We start from the raw sequence: 14,859 nt of genomic DNA on the forward strand, positions 1-14,859 counted from the left end.
GGTTGCCACCCGTGGTTAATCGGGATGGGTGGGCGGTATTCTACCGCCGTCCCCCCCACACCACCAGGCATACGCTTTAACGTACCATGGCGGTTTCTTCTAAAGGTTAACCCTTCTGTACAGCGACCAAAGACCTAAGACCGATGCCTGCGAACCATGCCAGGCCCATGCCCTTTCGTACATATGGTAGGTTGGCCATAGGCCACCAACCATAGAATCTCACGGCGTTCCACGATTGACCCTCTGCTAATCCAAGAGACCTTAGAAAACGGTAGGTTGCGTATTTCCGCCCGTGTTGTTTTAGTGCATAACATCTGAGTCGGTTGCGTATCCATCCGTCCATTTCTCTTAATGAACTCAGCCATGTGTTGCATTTACGGTAGTAGATTGCCCAGCCTTGGATGATCAGGTTAAGTTCTTTTATAAGCCTCTTAAGCGGTATCGCCCGATTGCGCTTTGTAACTTCCCTGATCTTTACCTTGAACCTCAAGATACTTTTATCCGCTATCCGGATTTTGCCATCTCCCATGATCGTATGACCTAAGAATTTGACTTTATCACATCTGCGGACTCCGCTTTTCTCTAGGTTCACTTTTAGCTTGAGCTTCTTTTCGATATAGGTCGTGATGGATTCCAGCACTCTGTGGGCCGATCTTTCACTTCCCACAAAGATATTACAGTCGTCCGCATATCGTACAAAGCTCAGACCCCTTACTTCTAGCTCCTTATCCAGCTCGTCTAAAACTATGTTGGACAGCAGCGGCGATAGTGGGCCTCCTTGTGGCGTTCCCGCTATTCGTTGTGTCTCCACCCCGCCTTGCATGAGTCCGGCACGAAGGAATTGGTGGATTAACTTCAATAGTTTCTTGTCCGAGATACTATTCCTGAGCCGATTCATTAATCGGTCATGGTTGATTTCATCGAAGAAACTTTTCAAGTCTATGTCCACTACCCATATCTTGCCTTCCTTTACACATTCGCTCGCACGCTCTATTGCCTGATGGGCTGATCGGCCCGGACGAAAGCCATAGCTGTTTTCACTGAAGAAGGGGTCGAATACCATTTGCAGTTCTGTCTGTATACTTTGCTGTACTAACCGGTCTGCTACGGTCGGTATACCCAATAAGCGTGTACCACCGTTCGGTTTCTCTATCTCTACTCCCCTTACCGCATTTGGCTCATAGGTTACAGCCTTGAGTTGGATTTGTAGTCGTTTAATATTCGCTAATAACTCACGCTCGTATTCTCCAACCGTTGTTCCATCTATCCCGGCTGTCCCATTGTTGCTTTTCACTCTTCGGAATGCTTGGAGTAACTGCAACTGATCTGATATTTTGTCTACTGTGTTGCTGGTCAAGGTTCGCTGTTCTTCCAGTCGAGAAATTAACGCTATCTTCTGCTCTTTCCGAGAGGTTCCTCCTCTTTTCTTGGTCACAGAATCCTGTTCCTTGGCAAACAGATCTCCCTGTATGCCATGTTTGCATTCTTTCGATAGTTTGTTCTTTTTACTCACTTTAAGTTCACTTCCTTGTTTAGAAAATTCAGGCCTTCTCCTGACTTTTATCGTCAGGATACTATGCCCTCTGCTGACTTCTGTTGACTTGGATTCCTTCAGCACTCGCACGTACCTCCGGCAATTGCCCTAGTCACAGACCTCCCGGGGTAAGACTTTCTACTTTCATCCGATGCGGCTGAATTTACCAATAGATCCTTTGTCTGACTATTGGGATTAGACGCTGCAAAGTGCGCTTCCCCAAATCTATTGGCCTACTATTCAGTTTCTGTTCGTCCACATCTGGAGTTTGCCGCCGCCTTCCTTCAGATTTCCGGTCGCCCGGAACACCCTTGGCTTTAGCTATGGGGTTCCCGTCAGAGGGCCCCCTAGGGACATGCTCTCTCCATTGAGATTGCTCACCCTTGAGTAGAATGCCATGCCCGGCACACTTATTATTGAAGCCCTACAGGCTTCACATTCTGGTCCAAGTTTAGCGAAGCATAACTTGGACCTACCTCCTACTGGTTTTAATTGGTGATTTCAGTATTAAAATCTACCTGTCCATATTCATATACTTTATCATGAATTTTAGGTGGTGCAGAATTTATTATCTGATTGTTTTTTATTTCAGCTCCTCTGGGAATTGCCGGATCATCACTGTGTATTTCTTGCAACCAAGGAAATCGTTCACTCCAAGGGGCTTGATTGATAGGGACTGCATTTAAACGAGGCCATAAGGACAATTCCCGATCGACAAGGTGCTGTTTAAACCAATCATCATACCCCCTTGCATCATATACAATTGATGCGAGGGGGCAATTTTTAATCGTATTGTTGCTAATTTGATTAAAACGTCCACCACCAACTAATATCCCGGAAGGATTGTCTTCAATCTGATTATTGACAACACTTATTCCTGAGGCCAAATCATCTAAATAAATGGCCCAGTTGTTATGGTGGCTTGCTTGTCCCAGCTCAGTAATAGTATTTTCCCGAATCACGGTTCCTCCCATGGTCCAGTCTCTACCGCAATAAATGGCCCCTGCGTCCGAAGTATTTAAACAAACCTTTCTGATTACATTTTCTGCAATCAAATGATCATTTCCGGAAAATAGAATGGCATTATGAGGCGCAAAACTAATATGGTTTCCTTTTACAATATGCCCTACCCCAGTCAATTTTACCGCAGGCGCATACGTTTTAACATGCCTTGAAAAATAACTGATGGAACAGTTTTCTACAAAATGGGATGCCTTTGTTAAAGTATTTTTATCTCCACCGGAAAGCAAAATACCGGCATTTCCTAAGTATTTAAGCGTACTATTGCGAACCCCGCAATTAAATCCCTCAGTTATGGCTACGGCAGATCTGCCTAATCCATACATCTCAGCCTGTTCGATCACTACCGATTTAGAATTGGAAATATTGACAGCCAGATTATTATGATATTTAAAATCTATATTTTCAATTTTTATTTGATTGCAATCCTGGATCTCTAAAAGGGTAAAATCTTGATAGGCAATTTGAATGGATTCGACTTCCTCATCTGAAAAAGAATGAATAAAACGAATGGTTCCTGTCTTGGGATTGTAATAATATTCATTTTCCGTATCCACATATTCCGGCTGATTGATAGCGTAAAAGAGTCCACCGGAAGGAGCTCCCATACCATAATTGTGTGGGGCTGCAAGCTCGATTTCGCCAGAGAGGGGGTTTAGGGAGTCCACCCGAATAATTTCGTCAGCCCACTTATAAGTCCAGTACCCATTTAGAAACAAGGGCAATTCTTTGTTGTAATTTTGTGTTAGTTGAGCGGATATAAATTTCGCAGGCAATTGCTTGGTTTCCTTATTTTCCGGCTTCTTACCGGCCCTAATGATTGAATCTGCTTGTATAAACCCTTCATTAGGATAACGAGATATGGACAATGGTATGCCTGCAATATAGATTTCCGGCCACCCGGCATAGCCCTTGAATGAATCCGGCCAAGGGGGCATTATTAACTTTGGGTCAGTATACGCATACAACCCGCTGTCTTTATCCAGGCAGGTTAAGTTTTCGATTGGCAGGTCCATGCTGGAGGTGATGGTTACGCCATTCGGCGAATCCGCTTTGATCACAAGGTTATCCACACCCGAGAGACGTAAAGGTTGCTCTATGACGTACTTTCCATCGGGAATCACCAAAACCGAATCCTTATTTTTAATGGCCAAATCAATCATGCTTTGCAAACTTTGTTGCTGTTTACATGAAAAAAGGGAGCATCCCAGAAAGATAATTAGGGTTAGTTGAAAGAATTGAGTTCTCTTGGTTGGCATCATTTTATAAAGGATTTGTCACTACTGATTTGCTTTTGATAGGAAAGGCCAAACCAACAACTTGTTCGAGTATTCTTCAAGAACTAAAAAAAATGGGTAAACAATTTCCCATATTAACCTTATTTCTTTAAAATTTAAAATTATAAGTTCAGATTGGTTCAAGTTATCTTTCTTGGGCATTTGCTATCAAATTACAACCATCGGATTTCAGTTAGGAGAGCGTAGCCATTTGTAGGCGGGCCTTTATTCCTTCACTTTTCTTTCAAAGACAATCCATTATTTTAAATAATCAGGTCTGCCGGTAAGATCAAAAATACTGGAATAATTACACTAACTACCTATAAACATACTATCTCAGGTGGTCTATTTCAATTATTCATGCAGCATTTTTTATACTTCTTCCCACTTTCACAAGGACAAGGATCGTTTCGACCTATTTTGGGTTCACTCCTGACTGGCATTATTTGAGGTTCAAATAGTTCATCATGATTAATATAATCAAGAATGTTTTCATTTTCATTATAACCTGCCCAAGTTGAGGTTACTTCAGCGTATCGTTGTCCGATTGGAAGTATTTCCAACTTACAGTCGTGCTGAATTGGATTGATTAAATCCTTAGATACAATCTCCCAACTACCACATATGCCAATTGACACTAATCCCTGTTTAAACAATTTTTCTATTTCAGGCAATAATTCAACACCCTCAATATCAATAATATTACATATAAGAAGCCCAACTACATCGCTATCAATTACATTGTCCTCCGGTTTGCTATTCAAGAAAAATTGTATGATTTCAGCAAACCACTGTAATGCTTCCCCGCGTTTTTCAGGGTGATGTAAAGCCAATTGTTGTACAATATCACAAATATTAGACCGAGCATAATCATTAATACCCGGTTGAAACATGAAATGTTTGCATGCCTCTAGGTTGGTGGCAGCAATCTTGTAAATAGGCTCCCAAATATCGGTAGTAAGAAAATCCCCAATATAAAGTTCAAGGTATTCATTGGACTGACTCAGTACATTAAAAATAGCTTTTAAACTTTCTTCAGATTTAAGTTCTCCCAAGAGAAAAAATGAATGGATTACGAAATTCATCTTTTCCTCTTCCCATCCTTGTTCACTGACAAGTTTATTAAAATGTGGAAAACGATTGATACTATCTTGCAATACCAATTCAAGATCTGCTATTAATGTTTCTCTGGGCAATGCCAGAATTTTGTTTATTTTATCTTCGCTAATAAAAAGTCCGTTAGTATAAAGCCACTCCATCTCTTGGTGAGAAAAGCATGGCGAATTACTATTTTCACTAACAGGTTGCGGCTTTTTTTTAACAAATATTTTATTTTTCCGTTCTTCCTGATAGCGCTCACTACCTGCTTTTATTTGAGCGTAATAAAGCTCTTTCAATGCCATTTCTGTTTCATTGGAATCAGGATCCAAGGCCTCCATAATCTCATAGCGGATTTCTGCTTGCTCAACATCCCCAATGGCACATAAATACAAAACTGCACATTTATGGAATGAAATGACCTCATTTAAATGGAAAACATCACGATGTGGATAGAGTGCTTTAATTTCTAATTTGGGCCCCAAAATTTCCAACATTTTTTGGTATTCTTTTTTGGAATAATATTCGTTAGCCAAATTCAACTTTCCAAACAAATAGTCAGGGTGTTCTTCTACAATCGACCTGTTGACTTCAAACATTTTTTCCGTCTCACCTAGCTGAAGGTACAACACCGATAAATAATTTTTCAACTGGGGGTTATCAGGGTATTTTGTAATTGCCTCCTTTAATTTTTGAATACTTGATCTTTTACCATCCAATGCCAATTTATGAAATAGACCTATCCTCTTTGATAACTCAGGGGTAATATTATTCTGTTTATTTAAAAAGTTTGGGTCTGTAGTTATGGAGTAACCTGTTTTTTTTAGTTCCAAATTATTATTTTTCATATAGGCAAATTTGTATAGGTCCAAAAGAGTAAAGTGGAAAGTCTTACATCTTTACTTCGTCAAGTAACCCGAGAAAATCCAGGTTGGTAACATTGGGACAATTGACTTTCTATAAAGGACCAATTACAAAATAAAACTACATTTATCCAACTATTTTTTTTCATTTATATCACTATTTTTTGGTAGTAAAAACCTTAATGAAGATGTTATTTTTTACCATTTGAAATATGCAAATGAATGCTTTTTAGGTATCAAGATAAGCCTTTCTTGCAAACTTGTTCCTTATAGCCATAAGTCCTCCTATTTAATCCAAGTAGCAATATCGCACTTATTGAAATCATAAATTCAACTAAAATCAGGAATTATAGAAAACAGAAAATCAAGATTAATTTTAAAAGTTGGATGTTTGGATTAGTCTATTTGACACTAAAATTTATAATTTGAAGTTGATGTTCCTGAAACCATTTTACACTTCTTATCTGCAAAAGAAGATTGGTAAAGCTCATCGTTAGTGGTAATAATATTTCCAATTTCAGAACTAGCTTTTGCTTCCTGTAAATGAAGTGTATCAAGTAATAATTGAGGATTTGGAAGGTTTATTATAGCACCGTTTAAATTTGCCAATGCTCTACTAGTAGTTATGGTTTTTCGCAAGATGTTTGTTGTCTCCAGATTGCTTTTTGGGAGGCAATAATGGTAAACCATTATACGGGATGTCTTTCTTAAAATCACTCCTTTTTGAACAAGGGTAAATTTTACACTCTTTGTCTTGACGGAGGTAAATTTATTAAAAAATTACCTTTGTTTTGATATTAAAGGTAAATATTGCACTTGAAAGTCTACTTTTCTTATGAAGTAGGCTATTCAAATAGGTAAATATCCATTCCAATAACTCCCATAATTTTCATTGAACCCGAACTTAGCACACCACCACCTCCTGTTAGCATCTTTCCTGATATCGAATCCTATGTCAGCGAAATATTTACTTTGCTTTAAATTCTTTCATTTTTTATCCATCCATGTTTCAAGAGCGTCAATTTGGCTTGGCTAATCCGCTCAATCACTTCTACATACCCCTTTAGATATAATCTTATGAGTTGTTTCAAGTTGTGCTGCTGTTCTATAGTATTGCTAAAAAGAATAGCCCAAGACAGCTCTCCCTATCCATGCCTATAAAGATAATAATAATAACCTCAGCTCGATTTAATTTATCTTAAAAAACTGGTAGGTCAACACTGTGAAACCTTTTTATGGCTTGCTAAGGCAGGATAGGATTAGGCGGTCTCAGCTTGTAGGGGATTCCCGCAGCTTCCTCTACGCAAATTCCTCCCTACCAATGATGTGTTTTTATAACTGAATTAGGTTCAGGTCATATGATAAATTAATTTCCGCCTTGTATATTTTTGGCGTTAAGAAATTTAAGTTGGGATTAGCAAGCCTTAAATTTTAGCCAGAAAGATACTCAGCGGTGGGGTTTTCACGGACATATCAGGACATGCCACTGAGTTGCTGCTTCAGGGCAGGTTGGTTACTTTTTTGACCCCTGAAGGCCCTGAGTTACTGTGTTTCAGGACAGGCCCTGAGTTGCTACGCTTCAGGACAGGCATGCAGCAAAAAAGTAACAAATGCAATAGTAAATATTTTGGCATAGATATAGGAAATTGAGATGCTGGGCATATTATTAAAGTTTTTGGCAAAGGTAAAGGCATATTTAATATTTATCCGTTCATTTCTTTTCCCCTGACTTGCTACGCATCAGGACAGGCCCTGAGTGAATTATAAATCAGGGCAGGCCCTGAATAAGACAGGGTAAACATTGATGAAAAGAAACGAACCAAAGAAAAATCTAGCCAAAACTAAACTTCCCCCCACAAGGCCCTCGCACCCTCGTAGTTTTGGCCCGGCCACCGCGCTCTTAGTTTAGCGAATACATTAAATTTCCACATCTGGTCTAGATTTAGCAAAGTGTACCTTATACACAATAAGTGATAGATAAATTTCCGCCTTGTAGATTTTTGGCGTTAAGAAATTTAAGCAGGGATTGGCAAGGGCACAGGCACTGTTTGACGAAGTTTTTGGTTTAGTAAACATTAAATAAACAAGGCCAATATTAAAACCAAAAACTAAGGAGTTTGCCTGTGTGCGGGAGGCCTTAAATTTTAGCCGAAAAGATACTCAGCGGCGGGGTTTTTTGGTTACTTTTTGGCCCTGCAGCAAAAAAGTGACAAAGGATTTAGTAAATGTCTTGTGTAGTAGAAAACTGGTTTGTTATTTAAAAATAATAACTACCAAATTTTAAATCTTTACTAATAGGAAAGTAAAGAATTAATAGAACTGTTACTGGGTAAACGTTGCTAGAGAAGTTTGGCTTTCTAAAATGATTTATCCCTGAAACCTGAGGTTTTCCGTTCATTTCTTTTCCCCTGACTTGCTACGCATCAGGTCAGGCCCTAAGTGAGTTATAAATCAGGACAGGCCCTGAGTGAATTATAAATCAGGGCAGGCCCTGAATAAGACAGGGTAAACATTGATGAAAAGAAACGAACCAAAGAAAAATCTAGCCAAAACTAAACTTCTCCCCACAAGGCCCAACCCCGCCTCGTAGTTTTGGCCCGGCCACCGCGCCCCAATATTAATACTTCCGTTAAAAATTACTATCTCGTCACTACCTATTTGTGGGTCTACGTTGGGGAAGGATTAGGGGGTCTCAGCTTGTAGGGGATTCCCGCAGGTTCCTCTACGATAATTCCGCCCTACCATTGACGTGTTAATAAAACTGAATTAGTTCAGGTCATAGGATAAATTAATTTCCGCCTTGTAGCTATTCGGCGTTAAGAAATTTAAGTTGGGATTGGCAAGGGCACAGGCACTGTTTGACGAAGTTTTTGGTTTAGTAAACATTATAAAAACAAGGCCAATATTAATACCAAAAACTAAGGAGTTTGCCTGTGTGCGGGTGGCCTTAAATTTTAGCCGAAAAGATACTCAGCGGCGGGCTTTTTTGGTTACTTTTTGGGCCTGTAGCAAAAAAGTGACAATGGTCAATTTAATTGAAAATGTATGGGAAAGTCGGAATTCTATTGCTAAAAAAATTAGTTTTAAATTTTTGTCTAAATTAAATAAGAGAGAAATAATATTAATAATACCGTTTTAAGCTAAACCCTACATTATAAATTTAGTTTTTCTATTGATTTTATTTCTAAAAATACAGGATTTCCGTTCATTTCTTTTCCCCTGACTTGCTACGCATCAGGTCAGGCCCTAAGTGAGTTATAAATCAGGACAGGCCCTGAGTGAATTATAAATCAGGGCAGGCCCTGAATAAGACAGGGTAAACATTGATGAAAAGAAACGAACCAAAGAAAAATCTAGCCAAAACTAAACTCCCCCCACAAGGCCCAACGCCGCCTCGTAGTTTTGGCATGGCCTCCGCGCCCCAATATTAATAATTCCGTTAAAAATTACTATCTCGTCACTACCTATTTGTGGGTCTACGTTGGGGAAGGATTAGGGGGTCTCCTGTCTTCATCATTGGGACACCTAAAATCAGGAAAAGTGCTTTAAAATTGACTGTTGTTCAATAGTTTTATCTAAAAGCATTATTTTCTCCTTTCCTGAAGGGAGTTTTAAGATAATCCCGAAAATTGTTTTGAGTATATCCAGGGCTTTTTCTGCACTAAGAGCTATTCCTTTTTCCTTTAATTGCCTTTCAATTTTATTGGCTGTTGCAAGGGCAGTACAATGGCTGCTGTACCCAACAAAATGTTTTTGGTAGCTGCAGATAAATAGCCCAAATATGGAAGCGTATCGAACAATTGTGCACCATCTCCAAAATTAGGATCATACACAGGAACGTCTCGCAACCATAAAGCAGCAAAGCCAGCTTCGTCAATTTGTTTTGCCAAAGCTAAATGATTTGAAATGTCTGGCACTCCAAAAGGTCTATCATCTTCCAAACGTTTACGGTTTCCATCTGATGACCAATCATTATCTAAAGGAAACTCTATACCAAGTGTCATTTTACCTGGTTTGTATAGTTTATCAAATTGATTCATAATATTATTTGTTTTTGAAATCATCAGGTATCTGTAAGGACACCTGATGATTTTCAAGATTAGTTATTCCGGATACTATCTGCGGTATAGGGTCCATTTTCAACTTCCCAAAATATACCATCTATAAAACGGTGTTCTTTATCCAAATCCTTTAGTAACGCCATATCTTCTTCAGTAAGCCTATGGTTTAAAGTCTCTAAATTCTGAAGCAATCTTGCTTCATTAATAGATTTAGGGATTACAGCAACTCCTCTTTGAATGGTATACGCCAATGCTACTTGTGCAGGCGACATATTTCTAGCGTTGGCAATGGATTTTATCCTGTCATTTTCCAGTAAGCGCAACGTGTTATTTTCATCTACAAGCGAACCTAAAGGCGCGTAAGCTGTTAGCTGTATATCGTTTTGTATACAAAATGATTTTAATTCTTCCTGCTGTAAAAATGGATGCATTTCAACCTGATTCATCTCTGGTTGATGCACTGCAGTCGCCATAATTTCCTTAAGCTGATTTTCATTGAAATTACTCACGCCAATATGCCTTGCAAGTCCTTGTTTCAAAGTAGCTTCCATACCTTTCCAAGTATTGGTTAATGGCACTTCTGAAAGTGGAATAAAATCGGAAGCTTTTTCTGGCATCTCCGTTCCTTTTTTAAGAGCGACAGGCCAGTGAATTAGATACAGGTCTAGATAATTGAGTTGTAAATCTTTTAAAGTTTGATTCAGTGCAGGAATCACATTCTCCTCACCGTGAGAGGCATTCCATAATTTTGAAGTCACCCATAAATCTTCACGCGTAACCAAACCTTGTTTAATTGCTTCGGCAATTGCCTTACCCACTTCTTTCTCATTTCCGTAGGCAGCAGCACAATCTATATGTCTGTATCCAATTTTTATAGCAGAAAGTACCGCATTGTACACTTCATTGGGTTCAGACCTAAATGTCCCTAAGCCTAAAATTGGCATTTCGTCGTTATTTCTAAATTTTAATGAAGTCATTATTATACTATTTATATTTTTTCTTTTTTGAATAAAACTAGGGTCAACAAAAATCCTATTATCACTAGGATACCACCTACCCAAGGAGTTGCTTCAATACCCATATCTGATTCTACAACCATTCCCCCTACGTAAGCGCCAATAGCAATACCTACGTTAAATGCAGCAATGTTTAAGGCAGATGCTACATCTTCGGTCCCTGGTAGATATTTTTCAGCCATTTTCACGACATATAATTGCAATGCAGGTACATTTGAAAACGCCAGTATTCCCATAAAAAACAAGGTTATAATTGCCAAAATCTGACTAGAAGCTGTGAAGTATAAAACAAACAACACTATTGCCTGCAACGCAAACATGACTAATAAGGCTTTTCCTGGTTTGTTGTTAGACACTTTACCACCAATAACATTCCCTATGGCTATGGCAATACCATAAATTAAAAGAAATACACTGGTCATGTTTGAAGAGAAACCGGTTACTTCTTCCAATAGTGGCGTTAAATAAGTAAAGGTTACAAACGTACCACCATAACCAAATGCGGTAATGGCCAACACCAATAAAATAGACGGATTTTTAATCACTTTTAATTGGTCTATAAGACGTAGTGGTTCTGATTGTTTTATGTTTTGGGGTACCAATGCTAAACTAGATACAGCGCCAATTGCTCCTAAAATGGCAACACCTATAAAGGTTGCTCTCCATCCAAAATTTTGGCCTATGTATGTTCCCAAAGGCACACCGGTTACAATGGCTACCGTAAGACCTGCGAACATTATAGAAATGGCAGTTGCTCTTTTGTCTTTTGGCACTAAGCTAGCGGCAATGGTAGAACCAATAGAGAAAAATACTCCGTGAGCAAAACCTGTTACAACTCTCGATAAAAGCAACAATTCAAAACTTGGTGAGATTGCTGCTAATCCGTTACCAATAATGAACAGTAACATAATGCCCATTAATAATTGTTTTCTCGGAATTTTACCTGTTAAGGCAGTTAAAATAGGTGCGCCAATGGCCACACCAATAGCATATAAACTAACCAATAGTCCTGCTGATGTCAATGATGTACCTAAATCGTTGGCAACGGTGGACAGCAAACCTACAATTACAAATTCCGTTGTTCCTATGGCAAATGCACTTATGGTCAAAGCCCATAATGCTGCCGGTAGACTCTTCTTTTTGACTACCGTTGTATCTCTATATATGGTTGATGTTTCCATAATTTCTAATAGTTTTTTGATATTCTTATTTAATGGCAACAGGGTTTATTTGTACTTGTGTAGACCCTTCATATAAAGGATGACCTAATACAAAAAGGAATTCCCAAGCTTTATCTTCCACCAGTTCATCTACAAGAATATTTTCTAATACTTGTACACCGTATTCGGTGGCCATCATTTGATTTACAGGAAAAGAAAGTGAGCTGTTTTCGTGTGGCACCGCTTCAAAAGACCAATTGTCTGCACCTGCTGCAACAATTCCTTTTTTACCTAAATAATGCGCAGCTTCAGTACCAATTCCAGGCCCACCAGCTAAATAGCGTTTATCATCTTTACCCATTAATTTTGTCCATCCTGTGTAAAATAGAACCACGTCTCCTTTACGGATTTCAATCCCTTGTTTTTTGGCTACTTTTTCAATGTCTTCAACTGTAAAAACTGTACCTTCTTTTACTATATCTTGATTGTAATAGGAGCGCATATCGAGGACAACACCTCTAGTGACTATAGGCGGTAATTTTTCTAAACCCAATTTTTTTACGCCGGAAACGGTTAAGAAATCCTCTACTTTATGTCCGTTATAATGCACATTGTCTCTACCGTAATGTGCCAATCCGTTTATTTGCGAACCAACACCAGTCCAGCCAATTAACTGATCGTCTACGTAGGTAAATTTGTTAGAACCCGCGGCAGCAGTTTCTGGCTGTAAAGTTTCGATATGAAAGTATCTGTGACGGAAAGCTGCTGTTTGTGCGTTTACCACCATTCCTAAGCGGTATACTTTTCCTTTTTTAACCAGTTTTACAGCGTCTAAAACAATTTCTTCATTTAAAAGATTAAGTGCACCAATTTCATCGTCTGCACCATAAGGTGATGTTGGTACTTGTTGCGCATTTGTAGTTAAAGCAACAAAAAGCGTGGCTGCTAACGCAATTGTTTTTAATGTATTTACTATTGTTTTCATGTTGATATTTTTTTAAATTTCTTATGCAAATTTCCGTTTAAAGCAACGGTTGTGCGAGGATGTATATCACCATTTTAGAGTGACCTAAATCAATAAAAAAGGGTGATGTAGGTCACATTTAATGATGCCGATACATCACCCATTTTTTTAGAGATTCTTACTCTTCAATTTTTATTTTTAACACCAAATAAGGCGGCTTGCTCGCGTCTTTCCCTTCATTTAATAAGGGTAAATTATGAAGCTGATTTGCTACGATATACAAGTAGTCTCCGTGTATGGCAACACCATCAGGCCAAGACAAGTCTTTTTTAGATTGCACAATGGTTTTCATACCTGAAGGCGTACTTTCTACAATGGCTGAATTTTCAACATCGGTTACATAGACTTTACCGTTTGCACCCACTTTAAATCCGTCAGATTTTGGTTTGTTGGCATAAAACTCGATGTACTTATTCAGGTCTATATCTTGCTTACTTTCATCCGCTAAAACAGCAGAAGGTATGCGGTAAATTTTGGTATTTCCCATTGCACCATAGTAGATGTAATTGTTTTCATCATCAATAGAAATAGGATTTAAAGGATATCTTGGCTGAAGGGTAGTACCGTCTTTTCTTTTGTGAGAGACCAATCTACCGTGAATTTTCACAGGTTCATCGGCGGGTAAAAACGAAGGATTTCCTTCTAAAACACGTCTTATATAACCCGTTTCTAGACTAATCACTACAAAAGCTGGGGCAATCGGTGGATTTAAAGCATCGGTCATATCTGCAATTACAGCGGTGTTGTTTTTGACATCAATCACAAAATCCTGTAAAAAAGGTTTTGTTGATAATACCGTATTCGGGATAGGAAAAACCTTTGTTACGTTACCCGTAACCAAATCAAAACCAACCAATTTTGGAGCCTGATTTTGTTTTATATTACCCATGTCCAACACCCAAAGAATACCATTGGCATCAGCTTGAATTCCGATAGTTGAATTGATACCTTTTAGACTTCCATTTTCAGGTTTTACTATCCATTCTTTATCGCCAAACGGAATGGCCTCTCCACTAGGCAAAATTTCTTTCACCATATATTTTGAAGCACTTAATGCGCTCATTGTTACAAATATTCTTCCATCATTGGATACGGTTATATTTCCTGGTCTTGATTCTGGAAATGTTGCTAGTGTTTCTAGCTGTGCTTGTGCAAACATTGAGTGATTCATCACAAATGCGAACAAGACTATTTTTATGATTGTTATAATTTTCATCGTTATTGATTTTAAAAGGTGAATGTGATTTGATTAGTTACCTAAAAATTTCTTTTGGGTTGATGGGTCTACCCAGATAACATCGCTTGGGTCTCTGGCATTGGCATCAAAAACAAGTACATCTAACGGTCCTTCTAAAATTTTTCCGTTTCCGTGTGCTGTACCTTTACTCCAGAATAACAGGTCGCCTTTTCCTGCTACAACAGGGCCTTTGTCAGCTACATAAAATTCTGCTTTGCCGTTTAAAATGTAGAGGTATGCATCAGATTTTGCGTGGTAATGCATAGGCACTTCATCATACAATCTAAAGACCCTAACACCTGCGTGTTCACGGTCTATTAGTCTAATGTCTTTGATGACTCCATTGTGGCTTTGAGGGAGTAGCGTAACGTATTCATCGATATTGATGATACCGTAGGAGTTACCCATTAAAGGTCTTTTGCCTTCTTGCGCATAGGCGTTAAAACCTATGGCGATCACTGTAAATAAAAGAAAAAATATTCTTGTAGTTTTCATAGTACATTGTATTTAATTGTTCGATACAAAATTCTATGAAAACCAAGGGCTGTGCGAGGACATACATCACGAAT

Annotated in this window: 11 protein-coding genes; 1 reads left to right on the forward strand and 10 read right to left on the reverse strand. The window is 38.7% G+C overall.

Going from position 1 to position 14,859, the window contains the following annotated elements:
- Nucleotides 1-106: 106 nt before the first annotated feature.
- From ltrA to AC0L7T_RS19300, 4 genes are all read right to left on the reverse strand, one after another.
- Nucleotides 107-1,618: a group II intron reverse transcriptase/maturase gene (ltrA, locus tag AC0L7T_RS19285; protein WP_473337647.1), complete on the reverse strand. Its 1,512-nt coding sequence runs from the start codon at nt 1,616-1,618 to the stop codon at nt 107-109.
- Between the two features lie 404 nt (nt 1,619-2,022).
- Entirely contained in the window at nt 2,023-3,816 is a 1,794-nt protein-coding gene (locus AC0L7T_RS19290) for a right-handed parallel beta-helix repeat-containing protein (RefSeq protein ID WP_473337649.1), read from the reverse strand.
- 365 nt (nt 3,817-4,181) lie between these two features.
- Nucleotides 4,182-5,777, reverse strand: coding sequence for a DUF1186 domain-containing protein (locus AC0L7T_RS19295; RefSeq protein WP_473337652.1), 1,596 nt, complete (start codon nt 5,775-5,777; stop codon nt 4,182-4,184).
- 426 nt (nt 5,778-6,203) lie between these two features.
- Nucleotides 6,204-6,401: a Fic/DOC family N-terminal domain-containing protein gene (locus tag AC0L7T_RS19300; protein WP_473337654.1), complete on the reverse strand. Its 198-nt coding sequence runs from the start codon at nt 6,399-6,401 to the stop codon at nt 6,204-6,206.
- 2,227 nt (nt 6,402-8,628) lie between these two features.
- Between AC0L7T_RS19300 and AC0L7T_RS19305 the strand changes: the two genes are divergently transcribed.
- Nucleotides 8,629-8,931 carry a hypothetical protein gene (locus AC0L7T_RS19305; RefSeq protein WP_473337656.1) on the forward strand — a complete coding sequence of 101 codons (303 nt, stop codon included), beginning with the start codon at nt 8,629-8,631 and terminating at the stop codon, nt 8,929-8,931.
- Between the two features lie 544 nt (nt 8,932-9,475).
- Here AC0L7T_RS19305 and AC0L7T_RS19310 read toward each other — a convergent pair.
- The 6 genes from AC0L7T_RS19310 to AC0L7T_RS19335 all read right to left on the reverse strand — a co-directional run bounded on the left by AC0L7T_RS19310 (nt 9,476) and on the right by AC0L7T_RS19335 (nt 14,785).
- Complete coding sequence (locus tag AC0L7T_RS19310) at nt 9,476-9,856, reverse strand: LLM class flavin-dependent oxidoreductase (RefSeq protein WP_473337657.1); 381 nt, start codon at nt 9,854-9,856, stop codon at nt 9,476-9,478.
- 35 nt (nt 9,857-9,891) lie between these two features.
- Nucleotides 9,892-10,830 carry an aldo/keto reductase gene (locus AC0L7T_RS19315; protein ID WP_473337659.1) on the reverse strand — a complete coding sequence of 313 codons (939 nt, stop codon included), beginning with the start codon at nt 10,828-10,830 and terminating at the stop codon, nt 9,892-9,894.
- An 11-nt stretch (nt 10,831-10,841) separates the two neighbouring features.
- Nucleotides 10,842-12,050 (reverse strand): MFS transporter, encoded by a 1,209-nt coding sequence (locus AC0L7T_RS19320; RefSeq protein ID WP_473337660.1) that lies wholly within the window; start codon nt 12,048-12,050, stop codon nt 10,842-10,844.
- 25 nt (nt 12,051-12,075) lie between these two features.
- Nucleotides 12,076-13,014, reverse strand: a complete 939-nt coding sequence (locus AC0L7T_RS19325) for a cyclase family protein (protein ID WP_473337661.1) — start codon at nt 13,012-13,014, stop codon at nt 12,076-12,078.
- A gap of 157 nt (nt 13,015-13,171) precedes the next feature.
- Nucleotides 13,172-14,269, reverse strand: a complete 1,098-nt coding sequence (locus AC0L7T_RS19330; RefSeq protein WP_473337663.1) for an L-dopachrome tautomerase-related protein — start codon at nt 14,267-14,269, stop codon at nt 13,172-13,174.
- 33 nt (nt 14,270-14,302) lie between these two features.
- Nucleotides 14,303-14,785: a cupin domain-containing protein gene (locus tag AC0L7T_RS19335; RefSeq protein WP_473337665.1), complete on the reverse strand. Its 483-nt coding sequence runs from the start codon at nt 14,783-14,785 to the stop codon at nt 14,303-14,305.
- Between the last annotated feature and the right edge of the window lie 74 nt (nt 14,786-14,859).

Source organism: Cyclobacterium sp. 10D3-21, assembly GCF_055809755.1.